At 62.4% G+C, this 20,605-nt stretch carries 18 protein-coding genes; 10 read left to right on the forward strand and 8 right to left on the reverse strand.

The window, feature by feature from the left end; genetic code table 11:
• The first annotated feature begins 287 nt into the window (after positions 1-287).
• The gene (locus LQK84_RS03915) at positions 288-1,442 is read left to right on the forward strand and encodes an MFS transporter (protein WP_230827342.1); all 1,155 of its coding nucleotides are present in this window, start codon (positions 288-290) and stop codon (positions 1,440-1,442) included.
• 70 nt (positions 1,443-1,512) lie between these two features.
• Here the strand turns inward: LQK84_RS03915 and LQK84_RS03920 are convergent, their stop codons facing one another.
• The 6 genes from LQK84_RS03920 to LQK84_RS03945 form a co-directional block, all read right to left on the reverse strand.
• Positions 1,513-2,652, reverse strand: a complete 1,140-nt coding sequence (locus tag LQK84_RS03920; RefSeq protein ID WP_230827343.1) for an ABC transporter ATP-binding protein — start codon at positions 2,650-2,652, stop codon at positions 1,513-1,515.
• Positions 2,649-3,389, reverse strand: coding sequence for a tyrosine-protein phosphatase (locus tag LQK84_RS03925; RefSeq protein ID WP_230827344.1), 741 nt, complete (start codon positions 3,387-3,389; stop codon positions 2,649-2,651). The genes LQK84_RS03920 and LQK84_RS03925 overlap by 4 nt, the downstream gene beginning before the upstream one ends.
• Positions 3,389-4,261: a carbohydrate ABC transporter permease gene (locus tag LQK84_RS03930; RefSeq protein ID WP_230827345.1), complete on the reverse strand. Its 873-nt coding sequence runs from the start codon at positions 4,259-4,261 to the stop codon at positions 3,389-3,391. Before LQK84_RS03930 ends, LQK84_RS03925 begins: the two co-directional genes overlap by 1 nt.
• On the reverse strand, positions 4,251-5,195 hold the full coding sequence (locus LQK84_RS03935) for a carbohydrate ABC transporter permease (protein WP_230827346.1): 945 nt from the start codon (positions 5,193-5,195) through the stop codon (positions 4,251-4,253). The genes LQK84_RS03930 and LQK84_RS03935 overlap by 11 nt, the downstream gene beginning before the upstream one ends.
• 70 nt (positions 5,196-5,265) lie before the next feature.
• Positions 5,266-6,585 carry an ABC transporter substrate-binding protein gene (locus tag LQK84_RS03940; RefSeq protein ID WP_230827347.1) on the reverse strand — a complete coding sequence of 440 codons (1,320 nt, stop codon included), beginning with the start codon at positions 6,583-6,585 and terminating at the stop codon, positions 5,266-5,268.
• A gap of 11 nt (positions 6,586-6,596) precedes the next feature.
• Positions 6,597-7,469: a metallophosphoesterase gene (locus LQK84_RS03945; RefSeq protein ID WP_230827348.1), complete on the reverse strand. Its 873-nt coding sequence runs from the start codon at positions 7,467-7,469 to the stop codon at positions 6,597-6,599.
• A gap of 113 nt (positions 7,470-7,582) precedes the next feature.
• Between LQK84_RS03945 and LQK84_RS03950 the strand changes: the two genes are divergently transcribed.
• A complete protein-coding gene (locus LQK84_RS03950; RefSeq protein WP_230827349.1) occupies positions 7,583-8,206 on the forward strand; it encodes a TetR/AcrR family transcriptional regulator in 624 nt (207 codons plus the stop codon).
• 63 nt (positions 8,207-8,269) lie between these two features.
• Here the strand turns inward: LQK84_RS03950 and LQK84_RS03955 are convergent, their stop codons facing one another.
• Together LQK84_RS03955 and LQK84_RS03960 are read right to left on the reverse strand one after the other, a co-directional pair.
• Positions 8,270-9,955, reverse strand: a complete 1,686-nt coding sequence (locus tag LQK84_RS03955) for a phospholipase D-like domain-containing protein (RefSeq protein ID WP_230827350.1) — start codon at positions 9,953-9,955, stop codon at positions 8,270-8,272.
• Positions 9,956-10,215: 260 nt separating this feature from the next.
• Entirely contained in the window at positions 10,216-11,106 is an 891-nt protein-coding gene (locus tag LQK84_RS03960; protein WP_230827351.1) for a LysR family transcriptional regulator, read from the reverse strand.
• Positions 11,107-11,250: 144 nt separating this feature from the next.
• On the opposite strand from LQK84_RS03960, the gene LQK84_RS03965 reads away from it, so the two are divergent.
• The 8 genes from LQK84_RS03965 to nirB all read left to right on the forward strand — a co-directional run bounded on the left by LQK84_RS03965 (position 11,251) and on the right by nirB (position 20,603).
• Complete coding sequence (locus LQK84_RS03965) at positions 11,251-12,318, forward strand: alkene reductase (RefSeq protein ID WP_230827352.1); 1,068 nt, start codon at positions 11,251-11,253, stop codon at positions 12,316-12,318.
• A gap of 158 nt (positions 12,319-12,476) precedes the next feature.
• A complete protein-coding gene (locus tag LQK84_RS03970) occupies positions 12,477-12,779 on the forward strand; it encodes a hypothetical protein (RefSeq protein WP_230827353.1) in 303 nt (100 codons plus the stop codon).
• Complete coding sequence (locus tag LQK84_RS03975; RefSeq protein ID WP_230827354.1) at positions 12,776-13,375, forward strand: ANTAR domain-containing response regulator; 600 nt, start codon at positions 12,776-12,778, stop codon at positions 13,373-13,375. Before LQK84_RS03970 ends, LQK84_RS03975 begins: the two co-directional genes overlap by 4 nt.
• A 36-nt stretch (positions 13,376-13,411) precedes the next feature.
• A complete protein-coding gene (locus LQK84_RS03980; RefSeq protein WP_442966892.1) occupies positions 13,412-14,671 on the forward strand; it encodes a CmpA/NrtA family ABC transporter substrate-binding protein in 1,260 nt (419 codons plus the stop codon).
• 342 nt (positions 14,672-15,013) lie between these two features.
• Entirely contained in the window at positions 15,014-16,312 is a 1,299-nt protein-coding gene (locus LQK84_RS03985) for a CmpA/NrtA family ABC transporter substrate-binding protein (RefSeq protein WP_230827356.1), read from the forward strand.
• A gap of 141 nt (positions 16,313-16,453) precedes the next feature.
• The gene (gene ntrB / locus LQK84_RS03990; RefSeq protein ID WP_230827357.1) at positions 16,454-17,341 is read left to right on the forward strand and encodes a nitrate ABC transporter permease; all 888 of its coding nucleotides are present in this window, start codon (positions 16,454-16,456) and stop codon (positions 17,339-17,341) included.
• Positions 17,342-17,352: 11 nt separating this feature from the next.
• Positions 17,353-18,150: an ABC transporter ATP-binding protein gene (locus LQK84_RS03995; protein ID WP_230827358.1), complete on the forward strand. Its 798-nt coding sequence runs from the start codon at positions 17,353-17,355 to the stop codon at positions 18,148-18,150.
• A 5-nt stretch (positions 18,151-18,155) separates the two neighbouring features.
• Positions 18,156-20,603 carry a nitrite reductase large subunit NirB gene (gene nirB, locus LQK84_RS04000; protein WP_230827359.1) on the forward strand — a complete coding sequence of 816 codons (2,448 nt, stop codon included), beginning with the start codon at positions 18,156-18,158 and terminating at the stop codon, positions 20,601-20,603.
• Positions 20,604-20,605 lie beyond the last annotated feature (2 nt).

Genomic DNA, 20,605 nt, shown 5'->3' on the forward strand with positions numbered 1-20,605 from the left:
TCCCGGCATCCGCACGGATCGACCAGGACGGGAGATCGCGTCTACCTCGTTGGCGATGATGACGATGCCAGGCTCGCGCGTCCCGAAGGCGAAGTTGATGATCGCCGGCATGACCAGGGTCAACGGATAGAAGAGGACGGGGACGAGCCACGGCAAGGCAACCCGGACTTTCGAAATTTGGCAATTTGTTACCGGGCGTTCACCCATCGGGCTTCCTGTGTTACTGACGACCTCTCTTCGTAAGCCCCGAAGCGGGCGCAACCGTCAGCCGCAGACCGCGAGGCAACATGTCAATCCAGCCGCAGCAGCGTATCTACGCCTGCTTCTTTTTGTTCGCGATCTCCATGGGCGCCATGCTTTCACGCCTGCCGGACCTGCAGGAGAGCCTGCAGGTCAATAAGTCGGAGCTCGGGCTTACGCTGATCGGTGCTGCCATCGGTGCGCTGGTGTCGTTGACATTTTCCTCACCACTCATCGCCCGTTTGGGCGCCCGCAAGACCGCGTTCCTGACGGTCCTTGGGACTTCCGGACTGCTGGCGCTTGTTCCGTGGGCGGGCAGTGCACCTCTCGTCTTTGCCATCCTCTTCTGCGAAGGGCTGCTGTCTGGCGCGCTCGAGATCAATCTCAATGTCGAGATCGACCGCGTGGAGGCCGGGCTCGGAAAGGGCGTGATGAACCGCGCCCACGGCTTCTGGAGCCTGGGTTTCTTCGTCACCGCGCTTGTCTCTGCCGCGCTGCGCCAGGCGGAGGTATCGGTCCACTTGCATCTCGGCCTGACCTTCGCCTTTGTCCTCGTCGTCGGCAGCATCGCCATCGCAGGCATGCGGAACGCACCGGCACGTCAGGAGGCTGAACATGCCGAGGCCGGCCACATCGCGTTTCCGACCCGTGGCCTCCTGCCACTCTGCGCCATCGGCATCGCCGCCTTCCTCGTCGAAGGCGCGGGCATTGACTGGTCAGCGATCTATATGCGCGACGTCTTCCAGTCCGTGCCCTTCATCGGCGGTCTCGGCCTGACGCTCTTTACCTTTTTTATGGCCTTCACGCGCCTCTTCGCTGACCCGTTTGTCGATCGCTTCGGCTCGCGCAACGTGGCCTTTGTGCTGCTTCTGGTGTCGACGGCTGGCCTCGCCGCCGTCTGGCTGGCCCCGCATGAATATGTTGCACTCCTCGGCTTCGCCCTGATGGGTTCGGGCTGCAGCGCAGTCTACCCGCTCGCCGTCTCGGCCGCCGCGCAGCGGAATGACCGCGCCTCGCATCTCAACGTCGCAGCACTCGCGCAGATGTCCTTCGTGGTGTTTTTTCTCGCCCCACCACTCCTCGGCTTCGTCGCCGAACATTTCGGCATCCGCTCGTCCTACCTCGTTTGCCTGCCGGTGATCGTGCTGGCGTTAACCTGCGTCAAGGCACTGTCGACCCAGCGTAAGCTGGCGGTTGCCTGAGGCGAGCGTCGGCCTGGGGCATTATCAATACCCTTCGTCCACGACCTTCCTCGCCTGCGCAAGGCCTGATTTAGACCGGTATGACCATGTCACGCAGCCCGGCAGCATTGCGGACCTCAGTCGCAGGGCTCACTGGCGCGAGCGTGTAATCCCGGCGCACGCCGCTCGCGGTTTCGAAGATATGCAGCGCTTCCGCGGGCAGGAGGAGACGGACTTCACGTCCTTCCTGGCCCCGGCCGTCGGTTGGCAGGACAACGGCAAGCGCGGTATCCGCCAGTGCGCAATAGGCAATACGGCTGCCGCCCAGTTCCTCAACGAGATCGATGGTTACGGGCAAGCCTTCGGACTGATTGCCGCTGAGCAGGATGGCCTCGGGGCGAATGCCGACCGTGACCGGACCTTCGGCAATGCCAGCCGCAACCTCGGCCAGAGGCGAAGCCGGCATTCCGGTTAGGCGAAGCTGGCCATCGCGGATTTCGGCCGGCAGGAGGTTCATGGCGGGCGAACCGAGGAAGCCGGCAACGAACATGCTCGCCGGCTCGTGATAAACGACGGAGGGTGTACCGATCTGCTCGATGCGACCGCCATTCATGACAATCAGGAGATCGGCGAGCGTCATCGCCTCGACCTGGTCATGGGTGACGAAAATCGAGGTGGCTTTCAGCCGGCGATGCAACTTCTTGATCTCGATGCGCATCTGCACGCGCAGCTTGGCGTCAAGGTTGGACAAGGGTTCGTCGAAGAGGAAGACGGAGGGCTCGCGCACGATGGCGCGGCCCATGGCGACGCGCTGGCGCTGGCCGCCGGACAAATGCGCCGGGCGGCGGTCGAGATAGGGTTCGAGCCCCAGAATGGCTGCGGCCTCGTCAACACGACGGCGGCGCTCTTCTTTGGAAAGACCGGCGATCTTCAGCGGATAATCCATGTTCCTGCGCACCGTCATATGCGGATAGAGTGCATAGTTCTGGAAAACCATGGCGCAGCCGCGGTCGGCCGGCTCGACATCGTTCATCAGCTCGCCATCGATCATGAACATGCCGGACGTGATGTCCTCAAGGCCGGCGATCATGCGCAGCAGCGTGGACTTGCCGCAGCCCGACGGGCCGACGATGACAACGAACTGGCCGTTTTCGATCTCGGCGTCGATGCCATGCAGCACTTCCTTGCCGTCATAGGCCTTGCGAAGCGAATTCAACGTCAGATGGGTCATTGCGCATCTCCCGTGAGCTTGGACTTGAGGCGGCCCGCGACAGCATCGCCGAGGCCAAGAGCATTCAGATAGTGGGCGATGGAGCCATGCCGTTCGCCGATATGGGCGAGCGTCGCGCGCATGGTTTCAGGCGCGCAGGCCAGCAGCGGTCGCATGGCCTCTTCGTCCATGCCCTGCTCGGCGGCATGTGCCAGAATGTCCTCCAGAAGCGGCGCAATCATCCGCCCCGTCAATGCGTAGTCCGCGATGATATCGTCGTCGGCAACACCCGCGTTCACGAGAAGAAGGGCGGCGATCAGTCCGGTGCGGTCCTTGCCTGCAGTGCAATGGAAAAGCACGGCACCCGCCTCTGCCTCGGCAATCACGGTCAGGATCGAGGCGATAACCTCCATACGCTCCTCAAGCGCCCGGACGTAAAGCGCATGCAATGTGTCGATCTGCGGCCCATAGGTTGGCGCGAGATTTTCGAACAGCGAGACATTGACGTAGCGCACGCGGGTGTCGGCGGCGAACGGATTGGGTTGCGCCTCAAGCTCGGCAGGGCGGCGCAGGTCGATGACGGTCCGGACACCTTCGGAAACGAGTGTATCGCGGCCGGCTTCGGTGATGCGGTGCAGGCCATCGGCTCGGAGAATGCGGCGCCAGAGCGTTTCAGCTGCGCCGGCCGAATAGCCGCCGAGATCCCGGATATTGAACGTGCCATCGATCGGCAGGTGGCGGTTCGGATGCATACCCATCAGCGGATCCCCGATTTCATGAAGGAGGAGACGACCTGCTGTTGCAGGACGATATAGAGGATGAAGATCGGCAGGCTGGCGAGCGTCGAGGCTGCCATCAGCGGCCCCCATTGCGTGCCTTCCGATGTCATGAACATCTGGATGCCGATCTGGATGACGCTATGCTCCGGTGTACGAGTCAGCAGTAACGGCCAGAAATATTCGTTCCAGGTCGAGATGAAGATGAGGATGGCGAGCGAAGCAATCGTGCCGCGCAGGTTGGGTGTTACGACCTCCCACAGCACCCGCCAGCTGCCCGCGCCATCCATGCGCGCCGCCTCCAGTACCTCGTTCGGGAAACTGCGCATGGCCTGAAGCAGCATGAGGACGGCAAGCGCCGAGGCGAAATGCGGCAGGATGAGCGCTGTCAGGCTGTCGAGCAGGCCGGCATTGGCGATCAGCAGGTAATTCGGGATCATCACCACCTGCAACGGCACAAGCCAGGTCAGCGCGATCAGCACATGCACCAGCTTGTCGAAGGGGAAGCGCCAGCGGGCGAAGGCATAGGCCGCGAGCAGGCCGGTTATGAGCTGGACGACGGTGACGATTGCGGCCACGATCAGCGTGTTGACGAGCATCTGGCCGATCGGGATGGCGTTCAGCGCATAGGTATAGTTGTCGAGCGAGGCGGCGGTGGGCCAGAGGCTGCGCTCGAACACCTTGTTGGCCGGGCGCAGCGACGTGACGATCATCCAGTAGACCGGAAACAGGCAGAAGAGTGACAGCAAAGCCATCACGACATGGCCACCGGCAAGGTCGAAGCCCTTCAGCCAGCCCGAAGCCGAGCTTGCCCGGCGGGCGCGACGGGGGAGGGCGAGCGCGTCAGTTGTCATGGAACGAAACCTTGTCGATCAGCCGGAAGAGGACGAAGGCGAGCGCGCCGAAGCCGAGGAAGAGAATGACGGCGGCCGCCGAACTCCACCCGACGGAGAGGCTGGAGAAGCCGAAATCCCAGAGCACGTAATAGATGTTGGTGGAGGAGCCGAGTGGGCCGCCGCCGGTGAGCACATTGATATAGGAGAAGCTCCATTGTGCGCCCAAGAGGATCGTCATCATGACGAGGAAGAGCACGGTGGAACTCAGGAGCGGCAGGCGGATATCGCGGATGATCTCCCACTTGCTTGCCCCATCCATCCGCGCCGCCTCGATCAGCGACGGATTGATGTTTGCGTTCGCCGCAGACAGGATCAGCGTCGAAAAGCCGATCAGCTTCCAGCCGGTGAGAACTACGATGGTCCAGAGGGCGAGATTGGGATCTTGCAGGAAGCGCAACGGACGGAAGCCGAAATCACGCATCATCATGTTGACCATGCCATGGCCCGGATCGAGCAGCCAGCGCCAGATGGCGGCGGCAACGACCGGGGCAACGATCATCGGCACGAAGATGATGCCGCGATAGACCATTCGGGCGCGCGGCGGCAGATCGGCGGTGAAAATGGCAATTGCCAGCGGCAGCGCGACAGCGAGTGGCAATAGACCCGCGATGTACCAGCCGGTATTGCCGAGCGCCTGCCAGAATTTGGGCAGGGAGAAGATGTTGATGTAATTCGTCCAGCCGACGGGCACGATGGGCGAGGTCGGCAGCATGTCCCACTGGTAGAAGCTGAGACGAAACGCATCGATCAGCGGCCAGTAGATCCAGACGATGAAGGTCGCGATGACCGGCGAGAGGTAAAGCCAGGGCAGAAGCCTGCGATTGGCCGTGCGGGTGCGGCGGCGGGCAAGCGGCTTCTCGGTGCTGCCCATGGTGGCGATGGCGGCGGTCATCTCATCGTCCCTTGAAACGTTCAGGATGGTCCCGGCGGAGATGGCCCCGCCGGGTATGGTCGTGTGCCGGTCAGTTCATCGCGGCGGGCATCAGCTTCTGGGCGTTAGCCTGTGCATCCTTCATCGCCTTGGCCGGGTCGCCGCCACCGAAGACGGCCTGTTCGGCGCCGTCCATCATCGTCTTGACGATCTGGCGATAGTTGGCGCCGGGGAAGGATTCCCAAGGCTCGAGAACTGCCAGCTGCTGCAGGTTCGGCTGGATCAGCGGATGATCCTTGACCCATTCACCGAGATATTGCGGGTCGTTGACGATGTCCGTGCGCAGCGGCAGGTAGCCGATCTGCGAGGTGATGACTGTGTAGGCATGCTTGGAAGTCATGAACTTCATGAGTTCCCAGGCGGCGCGCTGCTTGACCGGGTCATGGCTCATGATGACGAGTGCCGAGCCCGAGTTGTTCGGACGCACCGGCTTGTCGCCGAAGCGCGGCATGGTCGAGGCGCGAAGCTCGAAATTGCCCTTCGCACCCTTCACCAGATAGCCCTGCACGGCAGAGGTCTGCAGATACATGCCGACCGTGCCGGCAGCCATGGCGTCCATGGCGGCGGAGATGTCGAGATTGCTGTAGACGCCGGACTTGTAGAGGTCCTGCAGCATCGAGACAGCCTCGATGCCTTCGGCGGAGGCGAAGGTCAGCGTCTTGCGGTCCTTGGAGAGCACGCTCGCACCGTTGGAACGGATCAGCCCCTGGAACAGCCAGTCGCCGGCGGACGGTCCGAAAATGCCGGTGGCAATGCCTTCGGCACCGGCCTTGTCGACGATCGCCTTGGCGGCGACCTTCACTTCGGCCCAGGTCTTGGGCGGATTTTCCGGGTCAAGGCCAGCCTTGCGGAAGAGGTCGGCATTGTAGAAGAGAACCGGCGTTGAGAACGTGTAGGCGAGACCATAGGTCTTGCCTTCATAGACGCCAAGCGCCAGACCCTTGGGCGAAATGCCCTCGAAATGCGCCTTCAGCTCTGCCGTCGGAATGATGTCTTCGAGCGCCACGGCACCGAGGTTGTGGACCATGAAGTCGAAATCCGAAAACACCATCTGGGCGACATCCGGACCGCGGCCGGCAGCGACATCGGCTTGGACGCGTGTGCTGATTTCGGCAGACGTCACGCCGACGCCGTTGACCTTGATGTTCGGATTGGCAGCCTCGAATTCGGCGATCAGCTTCTTCGTCGCCTCGCCGCCGATACCAGCGGTGGCAAGGTTGTAGTTGTAGTAGCTGATCGTGACGGGTGCCTCGACCTTGGCCGGAATGTCACCGGCAAAGGCGAAGGCGGGCAGCGCAAGGGCGCCGAGAGCCAGCGAGACGCCGGCGGAAAGAAGCGTTCTGCGGTTCATCTGTCTCTCCATCACTCAGCAGCAGCAAGCGCTGCCTGATCTTCGTAGCGTTTCAGGATTTCCGCCATGTGGGCGAAGCTGAAGCTGTGGAGTTCGCGGCGCTCCGACGGCTGCGGCACGAAGGAGATCGTCAGGCCCGACGGGCGCAGCGTGCCGATGGCAAACGACGCGCCGGACACCATGCGGAAGGTTTCCGGGAAGGCGAGAATGTCGGTGGCCGCATGCTGGCCAACGCCAACGACGACCGGAATGCCATGCCAGTTGCTGACGCGGTCATAGTGGATATGGCCGGAGAGAATGCCGACGACATTGTGGCCCGCTACGAGCTGGCGCAGCGTTTCTGTGTCGGCAAAAGACAGAGATTCCCACTCCAACGAGGCGTCGTCATCCAGCGCAGGGGCGTGATGCATGACGAGGAGCTTCGGCAGATCGGCATGCTGGGCGAGTTCGCTTTCCAGCCATTCGGCCTGGCCGGCTTCGAAGATGCCACCGACCTTGAAGGGAGCGCTGGTATCCAGCACGATGATGTGCAGGCCATCGATGACGGTCGAATGGTCGTAAGGGGCGGTGAGGTTCTCGGTCTGGCCTTTCATGGCGCGGTAGAAGCCTTCGCGCTTGTCGTGGTTGCCGAGTGCGAAAAGCACGGGGATATCGAGGTCTGCTTCATCAAAGAGACGCGTCAGCTCTTCATAGGAACCTTCATCGCCCTGGTTCGTCAGGTCGCCGCTGGCGACGATGAAGCGGGGCTTCGGCGAAATGCGCTTGACGTCGGCAAGGATCGTGGCGAGCGTCTTCGAGGTTTCGGAATAGAGGCGCTCATCGACGATGTTCGGGTTGCCGACATGGAGATCAGTCAGATGCACGAAAGTAAGGAGTTCGGTCATGGCTGGGGTTCCTGGTTGGGTTCCAAGGTGGGGATCGTCCGATCCGCCTCTTGCCTTGATGCACGAGCATTGTTAGCTTTGCCCGATGACAGATGAATGAAGGTTCATTCAGAATGGAACTAGACCCAAAGCGGCGTGCCCGCATTCTCGATGCCGCCGCCAAACTGATCGTGGCAAACGGCCTGCAATGCTCGATGGCCGCGATTGCAGAACAGGCGGGCGTGGCCACAGGCTCGATCTACAACTACTTCAAATCCAAGGATGACATGGTACGCGGCGTCTATACGCAGCTCGCCGACACGATCGCCGAACGGCTGATCTTTCCGGACGCGGAGGCGTTGAACCCCCGCGACCGCATCTTCAGGTACATCTACGACTATATCGACTTCATGTGGGAGGATCATGACAGGGCGATCCTGTTCGAATATCTCTCCAACGTGCCCCTGATCTCGCCGCAGGAGCTGGTGGACATGTTCGAGGAGACGAACGAATATTCCATCGGCCTGATGACGGCCGGCAAGGCGGCCGGGTTTCTCAGCGACATTCCGTCCGGAACGCTTGCCGGCTATATAGGCGGCGGCATTCGCAACACGCTCAAATGGCGCCGCGCCGCGCCACCGCCGCTGACCGAGGCGGAGAAGCTCCAGATTGCCCTGATCAGCTGGAACACGATCGCTGTCCCGGGGCACACGCTCGACCTCACCACGCTCCCGGCCCGCGAGCTTGCAGCCGGGTAAGGGAGAGGGCTCACCCGGGTCGACAGTTCCAGCGGTTGTCGCTGGAGTGCCGGCGGCGCTATCTCACGAGGCGGAGAAATAGAGGCGGCGCGCGGTTCGCGCGTTGCGGTCGCCGGGCGTGAAATAGTCCTGCGTCCAGTCGCCTTGATCCTGCAGGAACCTCCGCTCGAAATCCTCCGGCGACGCGCCGGGATTCTTTTCGAGGAAGATGCCCACGGCCTGCCGGAAGGCGTAATGCGAGTGCAGGCGGAAGAACTCGCCCATGTAGATATCAGCGACGCGCGTGCTGCCCCGGATCACCACCATGTTCTCGTCATTGGTCTTCGTGCTGGCATCGCTGAAATTGGCCGATCCGGTGACGACGACCGGATCCGTACCGAGCGGATCGACGAGCATGAACTTGGTGTGGACCCAATGGACATTCACGCGCGAGGTGACACGTTCGAGTTCTCCCAGCCATTGGTCGAAGCCGGACAGCGGGATGCGGTTTCCGATGGCGATGACGACATTGGGAAGGGCCTGAAGGGCGCGAACCTTCGCGATCTGCGCCTCCTTGTTGCGACCGTTCCACTCCTGCTCCATCAGCGCCATGCGCAGAATACCGTCCTGCTGGCCATAGATATTGGCGAAGAGGTCGTTCATGCCGAAGGCAAAGGTCATGAACAGGCCCTTGTCGGCCTCGTCCGCCAGATCGACATACCATTGCAGCGCCTTGAGATCGGGCCGTGGCGAGAAGACGGGCGCGAGATGCTGCGCTTCGAGCTCGACCGGCGCCGGGCTGCGATCGACATTGTCCTGCTTGTAGCGCGATTCCCTCGTGGTCAGCGGGTCGCCGGTCAAGGCATCAAAATAGGCGAGATATTTGCGGGCCGGATCGTCGCCCTCGATCACATGCACGCAATTGGCGTGACCGAAAATCCCGTTCTCCGTGAGGTTCGTCGAACCGAAGAGCAGCGCCTGCGGCGTCTCATCCTTGCTCAGCACCAGAAACTTGTTGTGCATCAGCGTGCCATTCGTGCGCGGGATCACGATATCGCTGAGCTTTGCCGCCTTGATCGCCGTCTCGTTGTCCGTCCAGGGCCCGGTGGCACTCTCGATATCGTCGAACACGATCTTGACGGAGACACCGCGATCACGGGCGGCGCCAAGCTCTTCAAGCACGGATTTCCACTGAAACTCGTAGAACGCGCCGCGCAGGCTCCAGCCCTTGCCTTCGGCACGGCGGATGAAGGCGAGGATGCTTTCCTCCAGTCCGCGCGACAGCCATTGATAGGCGCCCGGTCCAGCCACGGACGGCTTCTTGTTCTGGAAGCGGCGCGCATATTCCTGGGTCGCAGGCGATCCCCGATTGAAGAACACACTGTGATCGGACCCATGGGTGGATTCGGTGTGCACGTCGACGGAAACTGATGGGTGGGCTTCCAGCGCATTCGGGTCGCCATACATGGGCACGAGTTCATAGGTATAGGGACGGTCCGGCTTGGCCGAATAGTCGGCCCACTGGAAGGACTGGAATGGGTGCTGCAGGCTCGAGAACTGTTCGCCGGGCGCTGGATAGGGATTAACGGACTTGAAGGTCTTCGCGCCCTTCATCCAGTAGGTCTCCTGCTCGACCGGGTCGGTGCGCTTGACCGCGAAGCCGCGCAAACCGGGGCGCAGCCGCTCCTCGATCGTCCAGCCCAGCAGCACGACATAGGTGCCGGCGACGGCGTTTACGGTAATGCCATTGTCAGTCTTGCGAGTTCTCATGGTTCCATCCGGGATCTGGGTGGCGCGGGGCCACGCGTTGCACGCTGTCGCATTCGCATCGGGACGCCGGAGAAGCCGGACGACATTCACGCATTCATCTCAATCGGACGACACCACCCGTTATGCGGAGTGGTCGCTTGCAGACCGGACGGCACAGCACATGACGCGCAATCGCGCGGCTTAAACCTGTCGGTGTGTCGGACTATAAATCTACCCTGGATTTATTTCAATGTTGTGGCAGTACCGATTTTTGCCGCCACTCAGCCCAGATAGGCGGCAAGCTCTTCCGGCGTGCCGTGGGGGAAGGCCTTCTTCAGATAATCGAGAAAGGCGGAGACGCGAGCACTCAGCAGGCGCCGCGAGGGGTAGAGCGCCCAGAGCGCGACCTGCATGCCCTCGACCTCGCCCCAGCGCACGAGCTGCCCGGAGGCGAGGGCACGGCTGACCAGCGAAAGCGGCAGACGCGCCACGCCAGCCCCCAGCAGGACCGCATCGCGGATCATCGTGTTGGACGACATGCTGAGCACCGGCAGAATTGTCAGCGCCTTTGGCCCGTCCGGTGTCGCCAGCGTCCAGGTCTCGGCTCTGCGGATAGGTCCGCGCACCACGGCGGGGACTTCCGCTCCGTCCTGCGGCCATGCAAGACCCGGGGCCGCGACGACGACCTGCCGGTCGTGCAGGAAGGGGCGGCCGACGAGATTGACGTCCGGCTCCGGATTGACACGGATGACGAGGTCATAGGCCTCCTCGATCATGTCCACCGGACGGTCCTCGACGACGATCTCCACCCGCACGTCCGGATATTGCATCACGAAACCCGCGGCGAGCTTGCCGAGCGCGGCCTGCGAGAACATCAGCGGCGCACTGATGCGCAGGCGGCCACGCGGCGACTGGCCGCCCGAGGCGATCGCCGTCGTCGTTTCCTCAAGTTCTGTCAGCAGCTGGCCGGTCCGCTCGAACAGCGCCTGTCCCTCTTGCGTCAGCTTCAGGTTCCGCGCGCCGCGCTCGAAGAGCCGGAGATCTAGACTAGCCTCCAGTTCGGCGACACGGCGGGAGAGGGTGGCCTTGGGTCGGCCGGACATGCGTGCGGCCTTTCCAAACCCGCCATGGCGGGCCACGAGATTGAAATCGGCGAGGGCTAGAAGATCCATATGTTCCACCTGTGAGACAATGAGTCCAGATATAGCGTCTATTGGAACGAATGTGGATCAGTAAATTGAGACGTGTCTTTCGACACCGCGCCGCTGGCCGGTTGTCCCGTTTCAAGTTTCGAACCGCATTCACAGGAGCACAAAATGACCGATCTCTGGAGCCCGATCACATTCGCCGGCAACACGCTGCCGCATCGCCTGGCCATGGCGCCGATGACCCGCAGCCGCGCCAAGCCTGACGGCACGCCGGGCGATCTCGCTGCCGAATACTATGCCCAGCGCGCTTCAATCGGTCTGCTGATCACCGAGGGAACCCAGCCGTCGGAAGACGGGCAGGGCTATCTCGCAACACCCGGGATCTACACGGATGCGCATGTCGCGGGCTGGCGCAAGGTCGCAGACGCCGTGCATGCCGGCGGCGGGCGCCTGTTCATCCAGCTCATGCATGTCGGCCGGCGGTCGCATCCCGACAACACGCCGCATCACCGCCAGCCCGTGGCGCCGTCCGCCCTCTCGGCAGGCGACGAGATGTTCACGATGACGGGCATGCAGCCGGTTCCGGTGCCGCGGGCACTGGAAACCCCGGAGGTCCGCCAGACGATTGCCGCCTTTGCCCATGCCGCCAAGCGTGCCGTCGAGGCCGGGGCAGATGGTGTCGAGATCCATGGGGCCAATGGCTATCTGGTGCACCAGTTCCTGGCGCCCAACGCCAACCGGCGGACGGATGAGTATGGCGGCTCGATGGAGAACCGGGCGCGTTTCGCCATCGAGGTCGCGCGTGCGGTCGACGAGGCGATCGGCCCAGATAAGACCGCGATCCGCCTCTCGCCCGGCGTGCCGACCGGCGGTATTGCCGAAGGCGAGGGTAATGACGATCTCTATCGCTATCTGGCGGCGGAACTCGGCAAGATGGACCTCGCCTATCTGCATGTCCTCCATGTCCGCAGCGATGCATTCCTGCAGGAGATCCGGGGCGCCTTTGGTGGCACGCTGGTGGTCAACCGCCCCGCCCGCCCGCGCGACCAGATCGGCGCAGACGTGGCGGCAGGTCGTGCGGATATCGAGGCGCTTGGCGCCATGGCGCTCGCCAATCCGGATCTCGTCAATCGCCTGAAGACCGGCGCCCCGCTCAACGAGCCGAACCGGGCCTTCTTCTATGCCGGCGGCGGTGCGGAAGGCTACACCGACTATCCCGTGATCGCCGCGGCCTGATCGCTGACCGCAACGTGCAGACTGCCGCGCCTGCCTGAAATTTAGGCAGTGCAGTTCCTCGCGCCGACCGCTCACACTCCGCCACCCCTGAAAAACAGGTGGCGGAGTGTGCTGGCATGCGGATTGCTTGTTCTTATCTGGTTCACCGGAGAGAGACCTTGGCAGCCTATTTGCCGTTCCTATGTCTTGCGATTGCCTTCAGCTGGTCAGCCTTTGCTTCGGGCTACAGGATGGAGGCTGCTGTTTCTCGGATGGAACTCGCCACGATCGTGCTGGGCTCCAGCATATTCCTGGGCGCCATCGCCATGCTTTTCGTGAACGGCACGGCTCTTGTTGCTGTGGCTCTGCTGGCCTGCGGCATCGCCCTTGCGCTTCTCGGCGAACGCTTCATCGCCTCGCGCTGGTCTCTCCTCGCCGCCGCGACCAGTTTCGGCTCCTACCTTGTCGGGACGGTGCATTGAGCGGGTCGAAGATCACCGCGGACCTGACGATCCTGGTGATCGACGAGAACGCGATCCGCGCCTCGATCATCGAGGAGGGACTGGCCGAGGCCGGCCATTGCAGGGTGACGGTCATTCACGAGGTCAACGGCGTGGCGCGGCTCATTGAGACGCTGCAGCCGGACGTCATCATAATTGATATTGAAAGCCCGAACCGCGACATGATGGAGCACATGTTCCAGCTCACCCGTTCGGTCTCGCGGCCGATTGCCATGTTCGTCGACCGCTCGGACACGGCTTCCATCGAAGCGGCCGTCGATGCCGGCGTCTCGGCGTACATCGTCGACGGTCTGAAGAAGGAGCGCGTCAAACCGATCCTCGACATGGCGGTCAGCCGTTTCAACGCCTTCAGCCGCCTGCAGCGCGAACTCGCCGAGGCGCGCAATGCGCTGGAGGAGCGCAAGATCATCGAGCGCGCCAAGGGCATTCTGATGAAGATGCGCGGCTTGAGCGAGGAAGAGGCTTTCGCGCTGCTGCGACAGTCCGCCATGAACGAAAAGAAGAAGATCGCCGACATCGCGCAGAGCGTGGTCACCGCAGCGGGGCTGTTGCTGTGATGGGCGAGGCGATCCGGAGACTTTGCGATGAGTGAGATGTTTTCCATGAGCGCTATAGGGTCTGTCGCTGCGCCGCCACGGGTGTCGAAAGAGCAGAAGACGCTGCGCGCCGGCTTCATTCCGCTGATGGATGCCTCGATCCTCATCGTGGCGGCTGAACTCGGCTTTGCGGAGAAGGAAGGGCTGCGGCTCGATCTGGTGCGCGATGTCTCCTGGGCCAATGTGCGCGACCGGCTGGCGTTTCGGCAGTTTGATATCGCCCATATGCTTTCGCCCATGCCCGTTGCCTCCATGCTCGGGCTCGGCTCCAACCCGTCGCCGACCATCACGCCCTTCTCGCTTGGGCGCGGCGGCAACGCGATCACGCTTTCCACCCGCATCTTCGAACGCATGCAGGCGCTGACTGGCCTGCCGGACGATGCGAGCGCGCTCGCCAACGCGCAGGCACTTGCGGCTGTGCTTTCAGACATGCGGGCGCGCGGCGAGGCCACGCCGACGCTCGGCATGACCTATCCCTTCTCCTCGCATAACTACGAGTTCCGCTACTGGCTCGCCGCCGGCGGCATCGACCCGGACCGGGACGTAAAGCTCGTCGTCGTGCCGCCACCGCTCACCTCCGATGCGCTGGCCGCGGGCGCCATCGACGGGTTCTGCGTCGGCGCGCCTTGGAACATGGTGGCGTCTGAACGCGGCATCGGCCGGATCGTGGCGGCAAAGCAGGATATCTGGCCTCTCGCGCCCGAGAAGGTGATCGGCCTGCGCCCCGAATGGGCCGAGGCGAATGCCGATACGGTCTCCCGCCTAATCGTGGCCCTCGACCGTGCGGCGCGCTGGTGCGATGATCCCGGCCATCACGATCAACTTGCCGAAATTCTCAGCTCGCCGCCCTATATCCCGGCTCCGCGCGACATTATCCGCCGGGTGCTCGATGGCGAGTTCAGCCTGGATGCGCGCGGCAACAAGCGGATCATCCCCGACTACTTCCTCTTCCATCGCGGCGCGGCCAATTATCCGCGTCCCAATCAGGCGCTCTGGATCTATAGCCAGATGATGCGCTGGGGGCAGGCGGGCTTTTCGGAAGAAAACTGCGCCCGCGCCGAAAACGCCTATCGCCCCGACCTCTATCGCAATGCGCTGGGCGCTGACGCTTCCCTCCCGGACGCCACGGAAGAGGTCGCCATGCTCTCCGCTTTCATGGATGAACAGGCCTTCGAACCGCAGCATATGCAGGACTATGTCGCCCGCTTCGCGGTGAAGACGGGCGCGTCGCCTGCCCCGAATGCCCAAGAGGACTGACCACGCTGCACTGCACAAAAAATACGCATGAAATCTGCACTGCTGAATTATTCATCGCTATTTGCGCCGTATCGGCCTGTGGCTGATGAGCCGGCCAGAACAGAAATTCGTTTCGATTCCAGCCAGATAGGGCAGTCGCCGACAAACTGGCACGGTGTTTGCATTGCTAATCACATCCGGTCAACGGCGACCGGACACAAGAGCGCCTGAAGCGCGCTCACCAGAGACATCGACGTCGCTTGGTTCTGCACACGGGAACACCTCCATCCCGTTGTTGCACTAACCAGCGGCGTCTTTTTGTTTTTCCGCATCTCCGTCACATCACCAGAGGGACACGAAGCAATGACGAAGACGACAGGAACAGGGATTGGCCGCCGCGATCTGCTCAAGGTCACATCCGCAGCAGCGCTGATCAGCGCAGTGAAAATGGCATTTCCGTCCGGAGCCTTCGCGCAATCGGCCGGCCCCGAAGTCAAGGGCCTCAAGCTCGGTTATATCGCGCTCACCGATGCCGCGCCGCTGCTGATCGCCAAGGAAAAGGGCATTTTCGACAAACATGGGCTCACCGAGGTCGAGGTCATCAAGCAGGCCTCCTGGGGCGCCACCCGCGACAATCTCGTGCTCGGTGGGGCCGCCAACGGCATTGACGGCGCGCATATCCTGACCCCCATGCCGTACCTCATCTCGACCGGCAAGGTGACGCAGAACAATGTGCCCGTGCCGATGTCGATCATCGCCCGCCTCAATCTCGACAGCCAGGGCATTTCGGTTGCGCAGGAATATGCCCAGACGGGTGTGCAGATCGACGCTTCGAAGCTGAAGGAAGCCTTCGCGGCCAAGAAGGCAAAGGGCGGCGAAGTGAAGGTCGCGATGACCTTCCCCGGCGGCACGCATGACCTCTGGATCCGCTACTGGCTCGCCGCTGGCGGCATCGATCCGGACAAGGACGTTTCCACCATCGTCGTTCCGCCGCCGCAGATGGTTGCCAACATGAAGGTCGGCAATATGGATGCCTTCTGTGTCGGCGAGCCGTGGAACGAACAGCTCGTCAACCAGGGCATCGGCTTTACCGCCTGTACGACGGGCGAACTCTGGAAAGGCCACCCGGAAAAGGCGCTGGGGCTGCGCACCGACTGGATCGAGAAGAACCCGAATGCGGCGAAAGCCCTGATGATGGCCGTGATGGAAGCCCAGATGTGGGCCGACAGCATGGACAACAAGGAAGAGATGTCGGCGATCCTTGGCAAGCGCCAATGGTTCAACGTGCCGCCAAAGGACGTCGCCGGCCGCCTCAAGGGCACGATCAACTACGGCAACGGTCGCCTCGTGGAAAAGACCGGGCTCGAAATGAAGTTCTGGAAGGACCATGCCTCCTATCCGTTCAAGAGCCACGACGCCTGGTTCCTCACCGAGAATATCCGCTGGGGCAAGTTTGCGCCCGACACGGATATCAAGGCGCTGGTCGACAAGGTGAACCGCGAAGACATCTGGCGCTCGGCCGCCAAGGATCTCGGCGTCGCCGCCGCCGACATTCCGGCCTCGTCCTCGCGCGGGAAAGAGACCTTCTTCGACGGCAAGGTCTTCGATCCGGAAAATCCCAAGGCTTATCTCGACAGCCTGAAGATCAAGGCGATGGCCTGACGGTCATGCGGCCCCGCCCGCTGCTTTCCCCTCGCAGCGGGCGGGGCTTTCACCCGAACCCAAAGCAATTCCAGCGAAAGTGGGAACCGGTTTCGCGTCCGGAATTGCGTAAAACCAAAGCGACGAAACAGGATGAACCCCATGACCGCAACTGCCCTCAAGGCTCAACCCGTGTCCGAGGCGACGCCCGCGACCAACACGGCGACGGTCGTCGTGATGCCGCGTGCCGCGCGCCGCACCTTCCAGCCGCAGGCCATGCTGGCCGCTGCTGCCCGCAATATCGTGCCGCCGTTTGTCGTGGTTCTGATCATCCTCGGCGTCTGGCAGCTGGCCTGTTCGCATCCGGGCGCCAGCCTGCCGGCCCCGTCGCAGATCTGGACCGACAGCGCCGATCTCATCACCTCGCCCTTCTTCAACAACGGGCCGCAGGACATTGGGCTTGCCTGGCGTGTGCTGATCTCGCTGGAGCGCGTGGCCATCGGTTTCGGCCTTGCGGCCATTGTCGGCGTTATCCTCGGTGCGGTCGTCGGCCAGTCGGTCTGGGCGATGCGCGGGCTTGATCCGATCTTCCAGGTGCTGCGCACCGTGCCGCCGCTCGCCTGGCTGCCGCTGTCGCTTGCCGCCTTTCGCGACAGCAGCCCGTCAGCCATTTTCGTGATCTTCATCACCTCGATCTGGCCGGTGATCATCAACACCGCCGTTGGCGTCCGCAATATTCCCGATGACTATCGCAACATCGCCCGCGTGCTGCGTCTCAACCAGCTGGAATTCTTCTTCCGCATCATGATCCCGGCTGCCGCTCCTTACATCTTCACAGGACTTCGCATCGGCGTCGGCTTGTCGTGGCTCGCCATTGTTGCGGCGGAAATGCTGACCGGCGGCGTCGGAATCGGCTTCTTCATCTGGGATGCGTGGAACTCGTCGCGCCTCTCCGACATCATCGTGGCGCTCGTCTATATCGGCGTCACCGGCTTCATTCTCGACAAGCTCGTTGCCTTTGTCGGGACCATCGTCACGCGCAGCAATTGAGGGAGGTCGTCATGACGAGCTATCTGAAAATCGACCATATCGACAAGAGTTTCGAGCGCGGCGGCGTGCGCACCGATGTCCTGAAGGACGTGTCGCTGACCATCGAGAAGGGAGAATTCGTCTCCATCATCGGCCATTCCGGCTGCGGGAAATCGACGCTGCTCAACCTCATCGCGGGGCTGACCCGCGTCACCACCGGCGCGATCCTGCTCAGCAATATCGAGGTCAACGCGCCGGGCCCGGAACGCGCCGTCGTCTTCCAGAACCATTCGCTGCTGCCCTGGCTGACGGTCTACGAAAACGTCAATCTCGCCGTCTCGAAGGTCTTTGCCGGCCGTAAGAGCAAGGCCGAGAAGCATGAATGGGTGATGCACAATCTCGACCTCGTGCAGATGGCGCATGCCAAGGACAAGCGACCTTCGGAAATCTCCGGCGGCATGAAGCAGCGCGTCGGCATTGCCCGCGCGCTTGCCATGGAGCCGAAAATCCTGCTGCTGGACGAGCCCTTCGGCGCGCTGGATGCGCTGACCCGCGCCCATCTTCAGGATGCGGTGATGGAAATCCACGCCCGCCTCGGCAACACGATGATCATGATCACCCATGACGTGGACGAGGCCGTGCTGCTTTCCGATCGCATCGTCATGATGACCAACGGGCCGGCTGCGCGCATCGGCGAGGTTCTGGAGGTTCCGATCCCGCGGCCGCGCGACCGCATCGCGCTTTCCGCCGACCGCACTTACCTGAAATCCCGCGAAGCCGTGCTGAAGTTCCTCTACGAACGCCACCGCTTTGTCGAAGCCGCGGAGTAAGCACCATGACGCAAAAGCTTGTGATCATCGGCAATGGCATGGCTCCGGGGCGCATGCTGGAAGAGCTCTTCGAAAAGGCGCCCGGTCTTTACGAGGTAACGATCTTCAACGCCGAGCCGCGCGTCAACTATGACCGCATCATGCTCTCGCCCGTTCTGTCCGGCGAGAAAGCCTATGAGGATATCGTCATCCACAATGACGACTGGTATGCCGCAAACAATGTCACGCTCCACAAGGGCGCGAAGGTGACGGAGATCGACCGCCACGCAAGGACCGTGACGTCTGCCAACGGTATCATGGCCGGATACGACAAGCTGGTCATCGCCACCGGCTCGCTGCCCTTCATCATCCCGGTCCCCGGCCATCAGCTGCCCGGCGTTCTCGCCTATCGCGATCTCGACGATGTCGAGCAGATGCTGGAGATCTCCAAGGGCAAAGGCCGCGCCATCGTCATTGGCGCAGGTCTTCTCGGGCTCGAGGCCGCCTATGGCCTGAAGCGGCAGGGCATGGATGTCACCGTTATTCATCTCATGCCAACGATCATGGAACGCCAGCTCGACCCCGCCGCCGCTTATCTTCTCGAAAAGGCGCTGACCGAGCGCGGCATCGACATCATCACCAAGGCCAACACCAAGCAGATCCTCGGCACGGACAAGGTCGAGGGCATCGAACTGGAAGACGGGCGGGTGATTGAGGGTGACATGGTCGTCATGGCCGTCGGCATCCGCCCGGCGTCGGGACTTGCCAAGGAGGCCGGCCTTGCGGTCAATCGCGGCATCGTCGTGGACGACGGCATGTTGACCTCGGACGCCTCGATCTATGCGCTCGGCGAATGCGCCGAACATCGCGGCCAGTGCTACGGGCTCGTAGCGCCGCTTTATGAAAGCGCCCGCGTGCTGGCGGATCGACTGACCGGCGGCGAGGCTGAATATCACGGCTCCGTCACCAATACGAAGCTGAAGGTGACGGGTATCAACCTCTTCTCCGCCGGCGATTTCGCCGACGCGCCCGACCGGCAGGAAATCGTGCTGCGTGATGCCGCCGCCGGCGTCTACAAGCGGCTCGTGCTGAAGGAAGACCGCATCATCGGCGCGGTACTCTATGGCGAGACTGCTGACGGTTCCTGGTTCTTCGATCTGATGAAGAAGGGCACCGACATTTCCGCCATGCGCGACACATTGATCTTCGGCCAGTCATTTCAGGGGGGCGCTCCGCTGGACCCTATGGCGGCCGTTGCAGCCTTGCCGGATGATGCGGAAATCTGCGGCTGCAACGGCGTCTGCAAGGGCAAGATCACGTCTGCCATCACCGGTAAGGCCCTGACGACGCTCGATGGCGTCAGGGCGCATACCAAGGCGTCCGCCTCCTGCGGCAATTGCACGGGGCTGGTTGAACAGCTGATGTCACTGACGCTGGGCGACGCCTATAATCCGGCCGCCGTCACGCCCATGTGTTCTTGCACCGAGCTTGGCCATGACGATGTGCGCCGGCTGATCAAGGCCAAGGGGCTGAAGTCCATTCCCGCCGTCATGCAGGAACTGGAATGGAAGACCTCCTGCGGCTGCGCCAAGTGCCGCCCGGCGCTGAACTATTACCTCGTCTGCGACTGGCCGGACGAATATGCCGACGACTATCAGTCGCGTTTCATCAACGAGCGCGTTCACGCCAATATCCAGAAGGATGGCACCTATTCGGTCGTGCCCCGCATGTGGGGCGGCGTGACGAATTCAGCGGAACTGCGCGCCATTGCCGATGTGGTCGACAAGTTCGAAATCCCAATGGTGAAGGTGACGGGCGGCCAGCGCATCGACCTTCTCGGCATCGAGAAGGAAGACCTGCCGGCCGTGTGGGCCGATCTCGGCAAGGCGGGCTTCGTCTCCGGCCAGGCCTATGCCAAGGGCCTGCGCACCGTGAAGACCTGTGTCGGCTCCGACTGGTGCCGTTTCGGCACGCAGGACTCGACCGGGCTCGGCATCCGCATCGAGAAATTCATGTGGGGCTCATGGACACCGGCCAAGCTGAAGCTCGCCGTCTCGGGGTGTCCGCGCAACTGCGCCGAGGCGACCTGCAAGGATATCGGCGTCATCTGCGTGGATTCAGGCTTCGAAATCCATTTCGCGGGTGCTGCCGGTCTCGACATCAAGGGCACCGACGTTCTGGGGCTGGTCAAGACCGAGGACGAGGCGCTGGAGCATATCGTGGCACTGACCCAGATGTATCGCGAGCAGGCCCGCTATCTGGAGCGCATCTACAAATGGGCGAAACGCATCGGCCATGACGAGATCCGCCGGCAGATCATGGAGGATGGCGACAAACGCCGCGCCTATTACGAACGCTTCGTCTTCTCCCAGACATTCGCCCAGGTCGATCCATGGTCGGAGCGTGTCTCCGGCAAGGACAAGCACGAGTTCAAGCCGATGGCGACCATCAGCTTTCATCAGGCAGCGGAGTGAGA

The organism is Rhizobium sp. C4, assembly GCF_021026315.1.
Taxonomy (GTDB): domain Bacteria; phylum Pseudomonadota; class Alphaproteobacteria; order Rhizobiales; family Rhizobiaceae; genus Ensifer_A.